Origin of the sequence: Bacillus pumilus, assembly GCF_024498355.1 — a bacterium.
GTDB classification, from domain to species: domain Bacteria; phylum Bacillota; class Bacilli; order Bacillales; family Bacillaceae; genus Bacillus; species Bacillus pumilus_P.
Map to the genome: position 1 here is coordinate 1,145,079 of NZ_CP101833.1, position 17,133 is coordinate 1,162,211.

General features: G+C 42.2%; 19 protein-coding genes and 1 riboswitch. Of the genes, 13 read left to right on the top strand and 6 right to left on the bottom strand.

The genetic code is table 11. The annotated features are described in order from the left end of the window. Nucleotides 1-132: 132 nt before the first annotated feature. Nucleotides 133-1,959, top strand: a complete 1,827-nt coding sequence (pepF, locus tag NPA43_RS05615; RefSeq protein WP_305881449.1) for an oligoendopeptidase F — start codon at nt 133-135, stop codon at nt 1,957-1,959. 285 nt (nt 1,960-2,244) lie between these two features. On the opposite strand, the gene NPA43_RS05620 is transcribed toward pepF, so the two are convergent. The 5 genes from NPA43_RS05620 to NPA43_RS05640 all read right to left on the bottom strand — a co-directional run bounded on the left by NPA43_RS05620 (nt 2,245) and on the right by NPA43_RS05640 (nt 5,666). Beyond that, nucleotides 2,245-2,418, bottom strand: a complete 174-nt coding sequence (locus tag NPA43_RS05620; protein WP_256499467.1) for a hypothetical protein — start codon at nt 2,416-2,418, stop codon at nt 2,245-2,247. A 297-nt stretch (nt 2,419-2,715) separates the two neighbouring features. After that, a complete protein-coding gene (locus tag NPA43_RS05625; protein ID WP_099727584.1) occupies nt 2,716-3,627 on the bottom strand; it encodes a ClpXP adapter SpxH family protein in 912 nt (303 codons plus the stop codon). Further along, entirely contained in the window at nt 3,624-4,022 is a 399-nt protein-coding gene (locus NPA43_RS05630; protein ID WP_099727583.1) for a globin domain-containing protein, read from the bottom strand. Before NPA43_RS05630 ends, NPA43_RS05625 begins: the two co-directional genes overlap by 4 nt. A 279-nt stretch (nt 4,023-4,301) precedes the next feature. Beyond that, a complete protein-coding gene (locus NPA43_RS05635; protein ID WP_099727582.1) occupies nt 4,302-5,066 on the bottom strand; it encodes a lytic transglycosylase domain-containing protein in 765 nt (254 codons plus the stop codon). Between the two features lie 21 nt (nt 5,067-5,087). Further along, the gene (locus tag NPA43_RS05640) at nt 5,088-5,666 is read right to left on the bottom strand and encodes a CYTH domain-containing protein (RefSeq protein ID WP_099727581.1); all 579 of its coding nucleotides are present in this window, start codon (nt 5,664-5,666) and stop codon (nt 5,088-5,090) included. Between the two features lie 236 nt (nt 5,667-5,902). Here NPA43_RS05640 and NPA43_RS05645 point away from each other — a divergent pair, with 236 nt between their 5' ends. The 4 genes from NPA43_RS05645 to NPA43_RS05660 all read left to right on the top strand — a co-directional run bounded on the left by NPA43_RS05645 (nt 5,903) and on the right by NPA43_RS05660 (nt 8,708). Continuing rightward, nucleotides 5,903-6,268 carry a UPF0738 family protein gene (locus NPA43_RS05645; protein ID WP_099727580.1) on the top strand — a complete coding sequence of 122 codons (366 nt, stop codon included), beginning with the start codon at nt 5,903-5,905 and terminating at the stop codon, nt 6,266-6,268. A gap of 33 nt (nt 6,269-6,301) precedes the next feature. After that, the gene (locus NPA43_RS05650) at nt 6,302-6,931 is read left to right on the top strand and encodes a GTP diphosphokinase (protein ID WP_099727579.1); all 630 of its coding nucleotides are present in this window, start codon (nt 6,302-6,304) and stop codon (nt 6,929-6,931) included. Between the two features lie 65 nt (nt 6,932-6,996). Continuing rightward, a complete protein-coding gene (locus NPA43_RS05655) occupies nt 6,997-7,797 on the top strand; it encodes an NAD kinase (RefSeq protein ID WP_008355343.1) in 801 nt (266 codons plus the stop codon). A gap of 44 nt (nt 7,798-7,841) precedes the next feature. Next, nucleotides 7,842-8,708, top strand: coding sequence for an RluA family pseudouridine synthase (locus tag NPA43_RS05660; protein WP_256499468.1), 867 nt, complete (start codon nt 7,842-7,844; stop codon nt 8,706-8,708). Between the two features lie 40 nt (nt 8,709-8,748). Here NPA43_RS05660 and prpE read toward each other — a convergent pair whose 3' ends face one another. Then, complete coding sequence (gene prpE, locus NPA43_RS05665; RefSeq protein WP_256499469.1) at nt 8,749-9,492, bottom strand: bis(5'-nucleosyl)-tetraphosphatase PrpE; 744 nt, start codon at nt 9,490-9,492, stop codon at nt 8,749-8,751. Between the two features lie 162 nt (nt 9,493-9,654). Between prpE and NPA43_RS05670 the strand changes: the two genes are divergently transcribed. From NPA43_RS05670 to thiD, 8 genes are all read left to right on the top strand, one after another. Continuing rightward, on the top strand, nt 9,655-11,502 hold the full coding sequence (locus NPA43_RS05670) for a monovalent cation:proton antiporter family protein (protein ID WP_256499470.1): 1,848 nt from the start codon (nt 9,655-9,657) through the stop codon (nt 11,500-11,502). Nucleotides 11,503-11,555: 53 nt separating this feature from the next. Next, nucleotides 11,556-11,665: riboswitch (TPP riboswitch) on the top strand. A gap of 78 nt (nt 11,666-11,743) precedes the next feature. Next, nucleotides 11,744-12,454 carry a thiaminase II gene (tenA, locus tag NPA43_RS05675; protein WP_099727575.1) on the top strand — a complete coding sequence of 237 codons (711 nt, stop codon included), beginning with the start codon at nt 11,744-11,746 and terminating at the stop codon, nt 12,452-12,454. Next, nucleotides 12,429-13,046: a thiazole tautomerase TenI gene (gene tenI / locus NPA43_RS05680; RefSeq protein WP_099727574.1), complete on the top strand. Its 618-nt coding sequence runs from the start codon at nt 12,429-12,431 to the stop codon at nt 13,044-13,046. Before tenA ends, tenI begins: the two co-directional genes overlap by 26 nt. Continuing rightward, nucleotides 13,030-14,142: a glycine oxidase ThiO gene (gene thiO, locus NPA43_RS05685; protein WP_099727573.1), complete on the top strand. Its 1,113-nt coding sequence runs from the start codon at nt 13,030-13,032 to the stop codon at nt 14,140-14,142. The genes tenI and thiO overlap by 17 nt, the downstream gene beginning before the upstream one ends. Further along, a complete protein-coding gene (gene thiS, locus NPA43_RS05690; protein WP_099727572.1) occupies nt 14,139-14,342 on the top strand; it encodes a sulfur carrier protein ThiS in 204 nt (67 codons plus the stop codon). Before thiO ends, thiS begins: the two co-directional genes overlap by 4 nt. A gap of 4 nt (nt 14,343-14,346) precedes the next feature. Next, nucleotides 14,347-15,114 carry a thiazole synthase gene (locus NPA43_RS05695; protein WP_099727571.1) on the top strand — a complete coding sequence of 256 codons (768 nt, stop codon included), beginning with the start codon at nt 14,347-14,349 and terminating at the stop codon, nt 15,112-15,114. Continuing rightward, nucleotides 15,111-16,124: a thiazole biosynthesis adenylyltransferase ThiF gene (locus tag NPA43_RS05700; protein ID WP_249705213.1), complete on the top strand. Its 1,014-nt coding sequence runs from the start codon at nt 15,111-15,113 to the stop codon at nt 16,122-16,124. Before NPA43_RS05695 ends, NPA43_RS05700 begins: the two co-directional genes overlap by 4 nt. A gap of 17 nt (nt 16,125-16,141) precedes the next feature. Next, nucleotides 16,142-16,948 carry a bifunctional hydroxymethylpyrimidine kinase/phosphomethylpyrimidine kinase gene (thiD, locus tag NPA43_RS05705; RefSeq protein ID WP_256499471.1) on the top strand — a complete coding sequence of 269 codons (807 nt, stop codon included), beginning with the start codon at nt 16,142-16,144 and terminating at the stop codon, nt 16,946-16,948. Nucleotides 16,949-17,133: the final 185 nt, after the last annotated feature.

Consider the following 17,133-nt stretch of genomic DNA (forward strand, 5'->3'; position numbering starts at 1 on the left):
TTAGCCTGTTTGGTATTTATTTCTGCATATGATTTGACAAATATAGTTCAAAACAAAGAAGATAAATACAACACCAATTTCTTTCACTTTCCGAAAGGTTGGTTTAACACAACTCATGCAAGGGGGATTCATATGACTTCACAAAGCAAAAACAACCATTTACCAGACAGAAGCGAAGTAAAAGAAGAAAACAAATGGCGTCTTGAAGATATTTTTGAAAGCGTCGATTCATGGAGCAAGGAATTCGAAGCTGTAAAAAAAGAAATTCCTAAGCTAGCCCAATTTAAAGGCAAGCTGGCTCATTCTGCTGATGTCCTGTATGAAGCCCTAACATTTCAGGATCAACTTTCTGAAAAGCTTGGCAAGCTTTATACATATGCGCACATGAAATACGATGAAGATACAACAAATTCATCATTTCAGGCATTAAATGATAAGGCGTCCAATTTATTTACACAGCTGTCTAGTACATCTGCTTATATTGTTCCTGAGATTTTATCGATTCAAGAAGATAAACTGCAGCAATTTATTCTGGAAAAAGAAGAATTAAAACTTTATTCTCACGCTCTCGAAGAAATTAACAAAGAGCGCCCACATATTTTAAGTGAGGAGCAAGAAGCTTTATTAGCTGAGGCCTCTGAACCTCTCTCATCTTCATCCACAACTTTTAGTATGTTTAACAATGCCGATATTTCGTTCCCTTCTGTAAAGGATGAGAATGGGGAAGAAAAGAAAATCACCCACGGCAACTTCATCACATTTTTAAACAGTGATGATCGTGAAGTGAGAAAGAATGCTTTCAAAGCTGTGTATAAAACATATGATCAGTATAAGAATACACTTGCTTCTACACTGAGCGGTTCGATTAAAAAAGATAATTTTTATGCGAAAGTACGAAATTACAAATCTGCAAGAGAAGCAGCACTATCAAGAAATAGCATTCCAGAAGAAGTGTATGACAATCTAATTGATACAGTTCATCAATACTTACCGTTATTACACCGTTATATTGAATTACGTAAAAAGGTATTAAAGCTTGATGAAGTGCACAATTATGACTTGTATACACCACTTGTGAAAGATGCTGGCATGAAGTTAACCTACGATGAAGCAAAGGATTATATGCTGAAAGGGTTATCGCCATTAGGGGAAGAATATGTGTCCGTGTTAAAAGAAGGACTCAACAATCGCTGGGTAGACGTTTATGAGAATAAAGGGAAACGAAGCGGTGCGTATTCATCAGGAAGCTATGGTACCAATCCATATATCCTGATGAACTGGCAAAATAATATTGATAATTTATTTACACTGGCTCATGAATTTGGGCACTCTGTCCATAGCTACTATACAAGAAAGCACCAGCCTTATCCTTATGGAAACTACAGTATTTTTGTAGCTGAAGTGGCTTCCACAACAAATGAAGCGTTACTAGGCGAATATTTGCTAAATCATTTAGAGGATAAAAAGCAGCGTTTGTATGTGTTAAATCACTTGTTAGAAGGGTTTAGAGGAACGGTATTCAGACAAACGATGTTTGCTGAGTTTGAGCATCTTATTCATGTGAAAGCGCAAGAAGGAGAGGCATTAACGCCAGAGTTCATGACGAACCTTTATTACGACCTGAATAAGAAATATTTTGGCGACGGCATGGTTGTTGATAAGGAAATCGGATTAGAATGGACGAGAATCCCTCATTTCTATTACAACTATTATGTGTACCAATATGCGACAGGCTATAGTGCGGCGCAGGCATTAAGCAAGCAAATATTAGCAGAAGGTAAACCTGCGGTGGAGCGTTATACAGATTTCCTTAAAGCAGGAAGCTCTGATTACCCAATCAATGTGCTGAAAAAAGCAGGTGTTGATATGGCATCTAAGGAACCAATTGAAGCAGCTTGTCAATTGTTCGAAGAAAAACTCAAAGAAATGGAAGAACTCATCTCAAAAACGGGTGAGTAATGAAAAGACTTCTGTCAGACGTGTGAGTGCAAGCTCATCTTTTGACAGGAGTTTTTTTCTGATCATAAAAAAAGACCTCTCATGAGGAGGTCGCAGATTGTTGACAAAGGGCTAAAATGAACTTTATTTTAGCCCTTTGTCTTCTTTTGAAGTCTAGGAAGGACGAGTACCGGAGCGGAGCGAATTTGACATTCGTGAGCACCGGCACGCAGGACTGACACCGAATGCGAGGGTTTGTCTACACGCTGAGACCTCTTCTCATGAGGAGGTCGTTCTTGCACATCATCAACCTTTAAATCCTTTAAAGGTCTTACGGTGGTTCATACGATAGAGCGTAAAGAAAATGGAAGCAAATAAGAGCGGAGACGTCAGATAAAGAGGCAGCATTTTCATTAAGCCTAATATATTTAAAAAGAAACATAAGCCAATGGCAACAAATCCAATGGTTGTGCTGCGCATGCAAATCCCTCCATTTTTTCGTTACTTTCACTATATGAAAGTGACAACCCTCTTATGTTTTGTGACAAAAATATGAACATATAGCATATCGGTTGTCATAAGTCGACAAAATTTGATATACTACAGATGTGAAATTAATCACATACAAACATTACCCCTTTGTTTGACCGTGAAAAATTTCTCCCATCCCCTTTGTTGTCGTTAAGACATAGTGAAACCGCGCTTATCCCGGCGCGGTTTCTTCGTGTTAAAAAAACAGAACAAATGTTCTTGTGTGAGGTAAAGAAAAAACACGGGTCAGCACCCATGTTCATTCTCACAGCGGTAGACGTCAAGATCTGAATGGCTTTCATCTTCTTTATAGCGCCAAAACATTTCTTGATGTACTTGTACACGTTCTACCTTTTTGGCGAAAGCCAGCTTCTTCATTTTTCGTTCAACTTCTTCAAGCGTCAAGTCATATACTACGGCAATCTCTTTTGCAGAGGCAAATTGAAAGTAAGCAATAAACCATTCAATCGGAGGTCGTTCTGAAGGTGTAGGTTTTTCACCAATCATTTCAAAGAGAATTTCCTCGTATATATCATAAGAGTAAGCACCTGAAATCTTTAATCCTTCATCTCCGTTAATCGTATTAAAAAACGCGAAGGTAGGGAGCTCAGATACGTCCATCTCAGCTGCGATTTTCATATCACATTGTAATGCTTTGACAGCACTTTGAGAATGGATATCCCGCTGGAACTCCTCAATGTCCAGTCCGGCACTTTTTGCATTTTCCAGCAAGACATGTTCACTTGTGACATCTTGCTGATGACAAAAAAGGGATTCTTGAATGAGACGTAAAAATTTCATTCCACATTTTCTGCCTTGAAGCTCAGCTGCTTTTAGTGCGAGCGAGGCGAGATAAGGTGATGTCACAATTTGTTCAGACAGCATTTGTTCTTTTTTAGTCTGAGTTTTGGTGGCAAATTTCCCCCATGCTTCTGTCAGCAAATGCTTTTTTCTTTTCCGGTTCAATGCATTAATACTCGAACTTGTGACCGTTCGTAAAGTGAAGAAACGGCCATACTTCATCTTCAATTTTTTAATTGATGGCTCCAATAACCAGCAGTCTGGGCTGAGAGGATCAATGAATACATAGATTTCAATCGGCTTTTGAGGATGTCCGTGACAGTGTGAGAAATATTGATCGTGCTGATTGCAGCTCAAGATCGTCCGTCCTTTTCAGGTGTTTGATTGACCATATGACGAGCCGTCAGAGAAAGCCGCTCAAATAAAAAGTCACGAATATCGCCGGTTAGTCCTACTTGATCCATTGCATCCTCCATGCATTCAAGCCATGCGTCAGCCCGCTCCTCCGTAATCGGAAAAGGGAGATGTCTCGCCCGCAGCATGGGGTGACCATGCTCGTCTGTATAAAGCGGGGGTCCGCCTAAATATTGAGTTAGAAACTGTTTTTGTTTTCTTGCTGTTTCTTTTAAGTCATCCGGGAAAATAGGATGAAGCAAGGGATGACACTTTACATTTTCATAAAAAGTATCAACAAGTTGCGATAGAAGTTCCTCTCCAACCGCTTCGTAAGGTGCGTTAAACGATTGTACCATGTTGACTACTCCTTTTACTCGTAGCTAATAGGATGGCTCACCCTATTGCGAATTTCATTTATTTCAAAAGTGATATTCAGTTTATTCTATTTTGTTGTTTCTATTCTTGTATACTTATTTTAACAACCTCAACTCAATTCCACAAACAAACCGCTTTGGCCTATTGGAAATACAGAGAGAGAGAGGGGTTCCGTGATCAATTGACCATATCATAACACATTCAGTCAAAAAAGGGTGAAAAGCGACATACAAAAAACCGAAGAGGTTATTCTCTTCGGTTTAGGCATAATATTGAGCTGTGATTTTCTTTACATAATTTTGTGTCTCTTTAAATGGGGGAATGCCTCCGTATTTATCTACGTTTCCTGAGCCTGCGTTATAGGCAGCTAAGGCGAGTGAGACATTTCCATTATATTTCTGAAGCATTTGTTTTAAATACTTCGTACCGCCTTCAATGTTTTGGGACGCATCAAAGGCATTGCTCACGCCAAGTGATTTAGCAGTAGACGGCATGAGCTGCATGAGCCCAAGCGCACCTGCATGACTGACAGCATTCGAGCGATAGCCGGATTCTTGCTTGATGACAGCGTGGATCAACTTCTCTGGGACGCCATGTTTTTCAGCCATTTGTGACACGATCTGATTCACCTCTTTTGATGAACCGCTTGAGACCGCTTTTTGAAGCGGCGGCGCATAGCTGTTGTTTAAGACGTTTCCAATGCCATTCGCCGTATTTAATTGAGCGTCATCTGCATATAAAGACTGGGCTTGAAGCTGTTCACTGCCGGCGATGGCAGATAGGTATGGATTCGTACGCGCATATTGTGTGTTCGGAGCCGTTGATGGGTCCGTTCCCATAAAAGCAGAGATTGAGAGCGGGAGACGTGATAGTTCTGATCCGCCTAAAAAATCTTGCAAAAGCGACTGGAATGAAGCTTGAGCGCTCGATTCTTGGCCAGTCGGCATTTGCGATTGCCCGTTATCCGATTGTAACGTTTTGAGCGCTTGAAGCTGCATAAAGGATTGAAGTTGATTGACGTTCATCATGTTCCTCCTTCAAGGAATTCATCTATTCTGTGTTTTCATTTTTTCTTCATAAAAACGTACGACTTTGTTTTTCGTGTTTCGTACAGGAATTTGGAATTTTTGGAGCAATGCGGAGAATGCGGTTTGTCCGATTTCCAGGTCGCTCACTTCAAATTCAAGTTCATAGTCCTCTACTGTTAAATATCGGCTGTGATCCAAAACAATTAAGCCTTCTTTGATCATTTTTTCTGCTCTCGACGTTTCAAGTGAACCAAAATACACAATTTGATTCTTTTGAATGTTCAGATGGTCTAACCTGTCAGCCACTTCGCCTTCTGGTAGCTGAAAATCGTCAAGGCTTGAAGGAGGAGCGATCGTTTGGTGGGTTTCAAGCAAGCCTATCTCGTGTGGTTCCTTTAACGTGAGGACCCATTTGCCGTCTTTTTCTCTCATCCTTAATGCAGCAAATTGAGATTTTATATCAAATTGAGGTGTATCAAAGTAATAGTTGGTTTGAGTGCGGAAATCAGCATCCTTCAATTGAAAATATTGTTTTAGCTGTTCAAATTCTTCTTTCAGTAATAATTGCTTTAGTTCGATTTCAATTTCCTGTGCCACTTTAACATCAACCTTTCATTTAGAGGAAATATTCATATTGTACATGATGTGTGTTCTCTATGTAAAAGTCTGTTTTTTTCTTTATTAAGTCCTTTAACATGTGCCAACATTTAGGCTGAATGGTGTGAAATGTTCATATAAAAGAAGAAAACGGCATTTTCGCAAAAAGTTCGGTTTATCAATATTGAACTTGATATGATAAAATAAAGCTGTACTTTGTTGTAAAGGAGATCATGATGCAAAACAGAATTGAAATCACAGAAGCAACTTTAAAAGAAGACAGGCTGATTTTGACGATCCAGTCAGAGGAGCAAATTCAAAAAGCAAAAGCATCAGGACAAATGCTTGTTGATTCTGATCACTTTGCGTTCGTTTACATACTCGAAACCGAGGAGTCTTTTATGTATCTTATTTTAGGGGAACATACATGGGCTCCATTAAAAGAAGCAATGAATCTTGACATCCCTGTCTATTTGGCGGCGGAAGAACAATCGTTAGAACTCATTCAACTTCATCAGGAATTAAACTATTTAATTGACAATATTAAAGACAATGCCAATTACGGAGATATGGAAGAGAAAGTGAAGAGCACATTCCTCTGAAATAATTAGGTATTTGGAATTGGGGGAAATTTCATGGACAAAAAACAATGGGATCAATTCCTCGCACCGTATAAACAAGCAGTCGAAGAATTAAAAGTGAAACTAAAAGGCATTCGAAAGCTGTATGAATTTGAGGATGACCATTCACCAGTAGAATTTGTCACAGGCCGAGTGAAACCCGTTGCCAGCATATTAGAAAAGGCAAAGCGTAAAAACATCCCGATGCATGAGATTGAAACCATGCAGGATATTGCTGGGCTTCGCATTATGTGCCAGTTTGTAGAAGATATACAAGTTGTGAAAAAAATGCTCCAGTCACGAAAAGACTTTGTGGTTGTAGATAAACGCGACTATATTGCAGAACATAAAGAAAGCGGATACCGCTCGTACCACCTTGTTGTGTTATATCCGCTGCAAACAGTCAACGGAGAGAAGCAGCTCCTTGTCGAAATCCAAATTCGTACGCTTGCTATGAACTTTTGGGCGACCATCGAGCATTCTCTGAATTATAAATATAGCGGGAATATCCCAGAGAAGGTCAAACTGCGCCTTCAAAGAGCTTCTGAGGCAGCATCTCTTCTTGATGATGAGATGTCTGAAATCAGAGGGGAAATTCAAGAAGCACAAGTGGCATTTTCCCGGAAAAAGAAAAACGATAGCTGAGCCTAAGCTTGATCAAATATGATGCTGCCCTCTCATAGCAGCAAGGTGGAAAAGGAGAAGAATTCATGAAATTTGCAGTTTCTTCGAAAGGGAATTCTGTATCTGACACACTCAAAAATAAAATTCAGACCTACTTATTGGATTTTGGAATGGAATTAAATGAAGAGGAACCGGATCTTGTCATTACTGTTGGAGGAGACGGAACCCTTTTATATGCCTTTCACCGCTATAGCAACCGCCTGAATGAAACGGCTTTTGTTGGTGTTCATACAGGTCATCTTGGTTTTTATGCTGATTGGGTGCCAAGTGAAATCGAAAAGCTTGTCCTAGCGATTGCCAAAACACCTTATCATATTGTGGAATATCCGATTCTTGAAGTCATCGTCAGATACAACGATGGCGGCCGGGAAGAGAAATATTTAGCAATGAATGAATGTACGATTAAAAGTATGGAAGGTACGCTTGTGGCAGATGTTGAAATTAGGGGTCAGCTTTTTGAAACTTTCAGAGGAGACGGTCTTTGTTTGTCTACGCCATCTGGCAGTACGGCCTATAATAAAGCACTTGGGGGCGCCATTATCCATCCTTCCATTAGAGCCATTCAGCTGGCAGAAATGGCCTCAATCAACAACAGAGTATTCCGTACGGTCGGTTCACCGCTGATTTTGCCAGACCACCATACTTGTGTAATCAAACCAATTAATGATGTTGATTTTCAGGTAACAATTGATCATTTGTCGCTGCTTCATAAAGATGTTAAATCTATTCAATGCCGGGTGGCAGACGAGAATGTTCGTTTTGCCCGATTTAGACCATTTCCGTTTTGGAAAAGGGTGCAAGATTCCTTTATCGGAAAAGGAGAATAAGAAAGAGGTCGTTCTCGCTGGAATACTTTACGTTAACCAAAACCATGACAGCCAAAGAAAAGGGGCTGCTCTTAAAGGACTTTTTAATTGATCTTGGCATTTCAAAAAGAATGCTGACGGATATTAAATTTGATGGCGGTGATCTGCTGATTAATGGAGAGCATGTCACCGTGAGATACGAGCTTCACGAGGGAGACAGGCTCACCATTTTATTTCCTGAGGAAAAAGTGAGTGAAGGTCTAAAACCAGCTCCGATTCCGCTGGATATTATATTTGAGGATGAGCATGTGCTTGTGCTGAATAAAAAGCCATATATCCCATCCATTCCTTCTAGAGAGCATCCTGAGCATAGTATTGCAAATGGTCTGCTTTACCATTATGCTGAGCAGTCTGTGCGGCTGACGGTTCATTTGGTGAGCCGTCTTGATCGTGATACATCTGGCGTGATGCTTGTCGCCAAACATCGCTTTGCACACAGCCTTTTATCAAAAGCGCAAAAAGAAGGGGAGGTCAAGCGAACGTACAGAGCTTTTACACAGGGCATAATTGCACAAAAGCACGGAACCGTTCGTGCAAAAATTGCCCGAAAAGGGGATAGTATCATTGAACGCATGGTCGATGAGGCTGGCCAGGAGGCAGTGACGCATTATACAGTACGACAGGTAGACGCTGATTTGAACATGTCGGATGTGTCTCTTGTACTTGAAACTGGAAGAACACATCAAATTCGTGTGCACATGCAATATCTTGGTCATCCGCTCATCGGTGATACGCTGTATGGCGGAACGAGCGAGCGGATAGACCGGCAGGCGCTGCATAGTGAAACCCTTATCTTTCCTCATCCAATGACAGGTGAGCAAATGACATTTTCGGCTCCATTGCCAGCTGACATGAAGGCACTGCTTCTTTAAACAATGAAAACCCGGTCACCTGCAAAGCAGGGCCGGGTTTTTATGATGTGAAATGCTGGAATCTAGAATCATCATAAGGCATAGATGAAGGGACAGAGACAGTTTCAAGCTCAGGATATTGAAGAGCCGACAGCTGATTTCCAAAAACGCAGCCTGTATCAATATTGACTGTTTTGCCAACGAATCGAGGTTCTTTCACCGGTGTATGACCGTAAACAATCCACGGTTTCCCTTCATATTCCTTTGCCCAATTCTTCCGCACAGGTCGTCCATCTGGCCAAGTCTCTCCTGTGACAGCACCAAATAATAGATAGGATCGCATCTGTTTATTCGGCTCCTTTCCAATATCCTTTTCCTTCATCGCTGCGTGTGCAATGATCAGCTCATCTGGAATCAGCACATCATAAAGCGGAGCCTTCTCAAATAACTGTTTAAATTCATGTGATAATTTGTTTTTTTCATGAAGCGGCAGTTTTTTTATTTCGTTCACTGTTGTTTCAATGCCATGCAGTAATTTAACGGGATTTCCTTTCAAATAGCGATAAAGCTTAAAGCAATGGTTTCCAGGCACGTAACGGATCGCTCCATGTGAATAGGCATGTATGACAAATTGCATCACGTCTACTGATTGAGGGCCTCGATCTGTTAAATCACCGACAAGTGCTAGCGTTCTCTTATCAGGATGGACGGGTAATCCATGTTTGAGTTCGTATCCTAGTTTGTATATGAGGGTAAGCAGCTCTTCGTAGCAGCCGTGGATATCACCAATGATATCGAATTTCATAAGGTTTCCTCCTGATCTTTCTCATCCATTCATCGGGTATAAAGAAGTTTGAATTTTAGAACATATAACGAATGGCTTTCATTTCATTTAGGCAATTGTTAGAATCAATGCTTTAACGTAAGACTTAAAAGATTAAACATCAATGTTAGGAGGCTTTAGCCAATGGAGCATACATCTGTTTCATCACTCGTTGTCGTTATTATTGTCGCCTTTTTCACCCCCATTTTATTGCACCGATTTAAGTTGACCATTCCGGTCGTTGTCGCTGAAATTATCATGGGGCTCATCATTGGAAAAAGCGGGTTTCAACTGGTTGTCGAACATGATGCATGGCTAGATACGTTATCCATGCTCGGTTTTATTTTTCTGATGTTTTTAAGTGGACTTGAAATAGATTTTTCTTCTTTTGAATCAAAGAAGAAAGCACGAGAACTTCCAAATGGTTTAAAAGAACCAAATACGTTTAAAGCAGCCACCATAATTTTTCTTGGGGTATTTTGTATTTCCTTTATCCTGTCCTATGCGTTTGTACTTGCAGGGTTTATTGAAAATGCCTTTTTAATGACACTCATCATTTCCACCATCTCATTAGGTGTAGTGGTTCCAACCTTAAAAGAGGAAAAGTTGATGCAGACGAATATTGGTCAAATCATTCTGCTTGTGGCCGTCATTGCAGATTTGGTGACAATGATTTTACTGGCTGTGTTTTCCTCCATTTATGGCGATGGAACAGGGAACATGTGGCTTCTGCTATTATTATTTGCAGCAGGCATTCTTCTTTATTTATTTGGCCGAGTATTTAAGACAAAATCCATTTTTCAGTCCATGTCAAAAGGAACGGTGCAAATTGGGACAAGGGCAATCTTTACTCTCATTATAGTCTTAGTTGCCTTATCTGAATCACTAGGTGCTGAAAATATTCTTGGGGCGTTTTTAGCAGGCGTGCTCGTGTCCCTTCTTTCGCCAAATAAAGAGCTTGTTCAGCAGCTGGACTCATTTGGTTACGGATTTTTAATCCCGATCTTTTTTGTGATGGTCGGTGTGGACTTGAATATATGGGCGCTGTTCAAGGACCCAACCATTATGATCATGATTCCGCTATTGTTTATTGCATTACTGCTTAGTAAGCTAATTCCAATTCTTTATTTGAAAAAATGGTATGACATGAAAAAAGTCATCGGCTCCGGCTTTTTATTAACATCGACGTTATCACTCGTCATTGCAGCTGCGACGATTGGGGAGCGGCTCGGTGTCATTGATCATAAAATGTCAGGCGCACTGATTTTAGTCGCTGTGCTGACGAGTATTTTAACGCCTGTTTGGTTTAAAGTGCTGTTTAAAAAAGAACAAGAAGCGAATCAAAAAAAACGTGTGACCTTTATTGGCGCAAACCAGCTGACTTTACCTGTGACACTTGACTTGCATCAGGATGAATATGACATCCGTATTTTGCATGTGTTTCAAGAAAATAAAGAAGCACTGCTTGCCGATTCGATCTTTGAAGTTGAAGCGATTGAAGAGTACGACGATGAGACGCTGAGAAAGGCAGGCATCGGCCGGGAGGATGTTCTAGTCGTAGCAACAGGCAGCGAGACGCAAAATAAGGAAATTGCTTTATTTGCAAAAGAAGAAGGAGCGAAACAAGTCATTGCTAGTGTCAACAAAGCTGAGGCAGAGCTGACATTGAAGGAAGCGGGTATTGATACGTTTTCGAATTTCCTATCATCTAAAACGGTGCTAAGAGCCTTGATTGAAGCACCAGATGCGATTCGATTGTTAACAAATGAGGATACTTCCTTGTATCAAATTCAAATGAACAATCATCGATATCATAATGTCATGCTGAGGGAATTTCCGTTTATCGGTGATTTGGTCTTTGTCCGTATTTTCAGAGGGGTAGACAGCTTAGTACCGCACGGAGATACGACGCTCAGAAGCGGAGACCGCGTGCTTGTGTCAGGTTCCCGGGAGTATGTAGCAGGACTTAGAGCCCAATTAGAGTTGCAATGAACCCTTGACCAATGAACAATTCCTGATTAAGATAGAGGTACAACATTATATGTTTGATCCACTAGGGGAGTCCTTTAAAAGGGCTGAGATAAAAGTGTCGACTTTTAGACCCTCATTACCTGAACAGGTTCATACCTGCGTAGGGAAGTGGTGCGGTTTTTGACTATGCTTTTTACAAATTCCAAGCCACTTTCCACGCGGAAAGTGGCTTTTTTATATGAAGAAACAGGAGGAGAGAAACATGACATTTTCAAAGGAATGTAAAGAGGCAGCAGCAACATGGTGGAATGGAAGCTTTACGCATCCTTTTGTGAAAGGGATTGGAGATGGCACACTATCACTCGATCGGTTCACCTATTACGTGATGCAGGATTCGTATTATTTAACTCATTTCGCAAAGATGCAAGCATATGGAGCTGCCATTAGTGAGGACTTACATACGACGGGCAGAATGGCGTATCATGCGCAGGGCACGTATGAAGCAGAGCTATCGCTGCATAGAAAGTTCACAGAGCTGCTTCAGATCTCTGATGAAGCACTTGAAAGCTTTAAGCCTTCACCCACTGCTTATGCGTATACCTCACATATGTACAGGTCTGTGAAAAGCGGACGATTTGAAGAAATTTTAGCCGCGTTATTGCCGTGCTACTGGCTATATTATGAGGTGGGAGAAAAGCTGAAACAAACGACACCTGACCATCCGATTTATCAAGAATGGATTTTGACATATGGAGGAGATTGGTTTAAAGAGCTTGTCTTTGAACAGGTCAACCGCTTTGATGAACTTGCGGAAAAAGCACCAGAACATGTGCGGGCCAATATGAAAGAAAATTTTGTGATTTCAAGCTATTACGAATACCATTTCTGGGAGATGGCGTATAAAAAAGAAACGTGGCAAACAGCATGCTTGGATGGGGTTGGTGCAAATGGAACTCCACGCAGTGACAAATGATTCGTTTCCGGTCAATGAGCTGATCAAGCAAATAAAAGCCATTGAATCTAAAGTGGACTTTATTCATATCCGGGAACGGTCTAAAACAGCAAGTGAACTTGTTGATCTCGTGAGACAACTCCTTTCAGAAGGTGTACCGAAAGAGAAACTCGTTATCAATGACCGAGTAGACGTTGCGCTGCTCACCAATATTCACCGGGTACATCTCCCAGGTCACAGCTTTTCGCCAAAGGAGCTGCGACAAAAATTTCCTCACCTTCATGCGGGTGTGTCTGTTCATTCGATAGAAGAAGCCAAAGCGGCCGAGGAAAGTGGTGCAGAGTATGTCATGTTTGGGCACATATATGACACCTCATGTAAACCAGGGCTTAAGGCGAGAGGCGTAAAGCTTGTGGAAGAACTGACTTCTGCGCTGTCCATTCCGGTGGTGGTCATTGGTGGATTGACGCCTGATCGAATCCCGGACTTGATGCATGTGAATGTGAAAGGGATTGCTGTCATGTCGGGAATTTTCACACACCATCAGCCGCACATCATGGCGCAAGCATTTTCTAAAAAGCTAAAGGAGAATCCTTATGAAAAAGCATTATGACATTGCAATCATTGGCGGTGGAATCATAGGGATGTCAATTGCCTATCACCTTGCAAAAGCAGGAAAGCAGGCTCTATTACTTGAGGCAAATGAGATAGGGAAGCAAACGACGAGTGCGGCTGCTGGAATGCTTGGTGCACATGCTGAAGGAGAGGGTCATGAGGATATTTTCTTTCAGGTAGGCAGAGCAAGCCAGACATTATATGAAAAATTAAAAGTCGATCTTCAGCATGAATCAGGCATTGATATTCGGACATCAGTGGGCGGTATTATGAAGGTGGCCTTTACAGAAGAAGAAAAACGTGCACTTTGCCGGATGCAGCATTTGTCCACGTTTCAATGGCTTGAAGCAAGTTGTGTGAAAAAACGTATGCCGCAAATCGCAGATGACATCATGGGAGCAGGTTTCATTGAAGAAGATGTTCATGTTGAGCCTTATGCGGTATGCAGGGCATTGTGGCAGGCGGCTGTTCGGTACGGGGCGGATGTGAAGGAGTTTACACCTGTGATCGAAGTCAAACGGGACAAAGATGTATTAACTGTCAGAACAGCTAAAGGCACATTCACATGTGATGACCTTACGATAGCAAGTGGTGTATGGTCTGGCCGCTTTTTTGAAGAGCTGGGGTTACCTTATTCTCTCTATCCAGTAAAAGGAGAATGTGTGTCTGTGTGGAATAGTGGTCCAGCGCTCGCACACACCATTTACCATGATCATTGTTATATCGTTCAAAGAGATAGCGGAAAGCTGGTGATTGGTGCAACGATGAAGCCAAATGAGTGGCAGGCTGTTCCAACACTTGGCGGCATTGAAGCTGTGATTCAAAAAGCGTCTCAGCTCATGCCTTCTATCAAGGAGATGCCGATTGAAGAGTGCTGGGCAGGTCTTCGTCCGGCGACAAGCGACCGGCATCCCTATATCGGAAGACACCCGGAAGATGAGCGTATCCTTTTTGCGACGGGACATTACCGGAATGGCATTTTACTTGCGCCAATTACTGGAGAAATTATTCGAGACCTGATATTAGGCGAGCCTGTCCAAGAGGAATGGCTTCAAGCGTTTCGCATTGGTCGAAAGGAGGCATTGTTCGTATGAAAATTCAATTGAATGGCAGAGTGGTTGATTTCGATAAAGAGAATGGAACGATCTATGATCTGCTATCAGCCTATCAGCTTGAAAATCGTGTGGTGATCGTCGAAAAGAACCAAGAAGTTATTGATAAAAAAACGTTTCAACAAGTAGAAATTCAACCAAATGACACGATTGAAATCGTTCACTTTGTAGGAGGAGGATGACAAAATGCTACACATTGGCGGAAAAACATTCACATCAAGACTATTACTTGGTACAGGAAAGTATCCATCATTTGAGGTTCAAAAGGAAGCAGTGAACGTATCAGAAGCTGAAATTTTGACCTTTGCTGTGCGAAGAATGAACATTTTTGAAGCATCTCAGCCGAATTTTTTAGAGCAGCTTGATTTATCAAAATATACATTACTTCCAAATACAGCAGGCGCAAGTACAGCGGAAGAAGCGGTGCGTATTGCCCGTTTAGCGAAGGCTTCGGGGCTGTGTGACATGATTAAGGTAGAAGTGATTGGCTGTTCAAGATCCCTTCTGCCAGATCCAGTCGAAACGCTAAAAGCATCTGAAATGCTATTGGAAGAAGGTTTTATCGTGCTGCCGTATACATCAGATGATGTGGTACTGGCAAGAAAATTAGAAGAAATCGGTGTTCACGCCATCATGCCAGGGGCCTCTCCAATTGGTTCAGGTCAAGGCTTACTAAACCCTCTGAATCTCTCATTTATTATCGAGCAGGCGAAGGTGCCGGTCATTATTGATGCGGGCGTAGGCTCTCCTAAGGATGCGGCTTATGCGATGGAACTAGGGGCTGACGCTGTATTGCTGAATACTGCTGTGTCTGGTGCAAAGGACCCCGTGAAAATGGCAAAAGCGATGAAGCTGGCCATTGAATCAGGAAGATTAGGTTTTGAGGCAGGACGTATTCCGTTGAAAAACTATGGTACAGCCAGCAGTCCGCAGGAAGGGATGCCAGCATTTTGAGCACACGTTATTCACGCCAAGAGCTTTTTCGGCCGATCGGAACAGATGGGCAAGAGCGGCTAAACGCCTCAAAGGCTGTCATTATTGGAGCGGGGGCCCTAGGGACAGCTAGTGCTGAAATGCTCGTTCGAGCTGGCGTGGGCTCTGTCACCATTTTGGATAGAGATTATATTGAATGGAGCAACCTTCAGCGTCAGCAGCTTTACACAGAGCAAGATGTACAAGACAGGCTGCCAAAGGCTGTGGCGGCTGAAAAAAGACTCAAGCAGGTGAACAGTGAAGTCCGTGTAAGAGGAATCGTCATTGATGTGACCGCTCAAAATATTGATGAACTCGTCAGCGGGGCTTCGATCATTGTGGATGCAGCGGATAATTTTGAGGTGCGAATGATCGCAAATGATGCGGCCATCAAACATCAAATTCCTTTCCTTTATGGAGCCTGTGTAGCCAGCTATGGCATTCAATTCACTGTCATTCCGGGAGAGACGCCGTGTTTACACTGCTTGCTTGAGCATTTACCTGCACAAGGCATGACATGTGATACAGCTGGTATCATTAGTCCGGTTGTGCAGCAGGTGGCGGCATATCAAGTGGCAGATGCTCTTAAATGTTTAACAGGACATCAAGTGACTCCGATATTAAGATCCTTTGATTTATGGACAAATGAACGGTCTGACATTCGGTCCATCTTGTCTTTAAAGAAGGAGCAATGTCCAAGCTGTGGACTGAAGACATATCCATTTCTCTCATATGACCAGAGAGCGAAGGCAGACGTACTTTGTGGCCGCAATACGGTGCAAATCCGCAGTGCAGCAGGGACGCCACCGCCTTTACATGAAGTGGCCATTCGGCTAAAGAAAGCAGGAATGGACGTGCTTGAAAATCCGTATTTGCTTTCTTGTCAAAAGGATGAGTTCAAGCTCGTCTTATTCAAAGATGGCAGGGCGCTTGTACATGGTACAAGTGATATTGTCAAAGCGAGAACCATTTATCATCAATGGATTGGCTAATGAGAGGGTGTGATGAAATGACGATTAAAAAGGCATTAACCATCGCGGGTTCTGATTCTGGCGGCGGAGCAGGCATTCAAGCAGATTTGAAAACCTTTCAGGAGCTCGGGGTGTACGGAATGTCTGCGATCACAGCGATTACAGCGCAAAACACACTTGGTGTTCATGGTATATATCCGCTTTCTATCGAGGCGCTCAAAAGTCAAATAGATGCAGTGGCAGAAGACTTACTGCCAGATGCCGTCAAAACAGGGATGCTGTGGAGTGCTGAAATGATCAACACAGTCGCTGAAAAAACGCTTCAATATCAGATGAAGCTGATTGTAGATCCAGTCATGATTGCAAAAGGCGGGGCTTCTTTATTAAATGAAGATGCTGTCTCTGCAATGAAAACACACTTGCTGCCTGTCAGCTATGCAGTAACGCCTAATCTTCCTGAGGCAGAAGTGCTGACAGGGTTACGCATTCAGACAAAAGAGGATCGCTACCTAGCAGCAGAACGTCTTTATGAGCTCGGCACGAAATACGTGGTGATCAAAGGTGGACACGGTCCATCTGACGGCCTGATCACAGACCTGTTGTATGATGGAAAAGGCTTTATTGAAGTCACAAATGAACATATTGATACACCACATACACATGGCACAGGCTGTACTTTTGCAGCGGCATTAACAGCGGAAATAGCCAAAGGATGTCCCATGAAGGAAGCCTTTGAAACAGCAGAAACCTTTGTCCATGAAGCCATCAAATATCCTTTGCATATTGGCGCTGGTCACGGGCCTACCAACCATTTTGCTTATCAGCAAAACAGGATCAAAGGATAAAAATTAGACCGTCTTCACTTGTGGGGACGGTCTCAGTGTGTAGACAAACCCTCGCATTCTTTGTCAGTCCTGCGTGCTGGTGCTCACAAATGTCAAATTCGCTCCATGCCAGTACTCGTCCTTCCTAGACTTTAAGGGCTTTCAATCACGCTGAAAAGAAGACAAAGGGCTAAAAAGAAACTTTC

Coding starts and splice junctions, on each gene's coding strand:
- pepF (WP_305881449.1), top strand. CDS start 133: ATGACTTCACAAAGCAAAAACAACCATTTACCAGACAGAAGCGAAGTA.
- NPA43_RS05620 (WP_256499467.1), bottom strand. CDS start 2,418: ATGCGCAGCACAACCATTGGATTTGTTGCCATTGGCTTATGTTTCTTT.
- NPA43_RS05630 (WP_099727583.1), bottom strand. CDS start 4,022: ATGGTACAATCGTTTAACGCACCTTACGAAGCGGTTGGAGAGGAACTT.
- NPA43_RS05635 (WP_099727582.1), bottom strand. CDS start 5,066: ATGAACGTCAATCAACTTCAATCCTTTATGCAGCTTCAAGCGCTCAAA.
- NPA43_RS05645 (WP_099727580.1), top strand. CDS start 5,903: ATGCAAAACAGAATTGAAATCACAGAAGCAACTTTAAAAGAAGACAGG.
- NPA43_RS05650 (WP_099727579.1), top strand. CDS start 6,302: ATGGACAAAAAACAATGGGATCAATTCCTCGCACCGTATAAACAAGCA.
- NPA43_RS05655 (WP_008355343.1), top strand. CDS start 6,997: ATGAAATTTGCAGTTTCTTCGAAAGGGAATTCTGTATCTGACACACTC.
- NPA43_RS05660 (WP_256499468.1), top strand. CDS start 7,842: ATGACAGCCAAAGAAAAGGGGCTGCTCTTAAAGGACTTTTTAATTGAT.
- prpE (WP_256499469.1), bottom strand. CDS start 9,492: ATGAAATTCGATATCATTGGTGATATCCACGGCTGCTACGAAGAGCTG.
- NPA43_RS05670 (WP_256499470.1), top strand. CDS start 9,655: ATGGAGCATACATCTGTTTCATCACTCGTTGTCGTTATTATTGTCGCC.
- tenA (WP_099727575.1), top strand. CDS start 11,744: ATGACATTTTCAAAGGAATGTAAAGAGGCAGCAGCAACATGGTGGAAT.
- tenI (WP_099727574.1), top strand. CDS start 12,429: ATGGAACTCCACGCAGTGACAAATGATTCGTTTCCGGTCAATGAGCTG.
- thiO (WP_099727573.1), top strand. CDS start 13,030: ATGAAAAAGCATTATGACATTGCAATCATTGGCGGTGGAATCATAGGG.
- thiS (WP_099727572.1), top strand. CDS start 14,139: ATGAAAATTCAATTGAATGGCAGAGTGGTTGATTTCGATAAAGAGAAT.
- NPA43_RS05695 (WP_099727571.1), top strand. CDS start 14,347: ATGCTACACATTGGCGGAAAAACATTCACATCAAGACTATTACTTGGT.
- thiD (WP_256499471.1), top strand. CDS start 16,142: ATGACGATTAAAAAGGCATTAACCATCGCGGGTTCTGATTCTGGCGGC.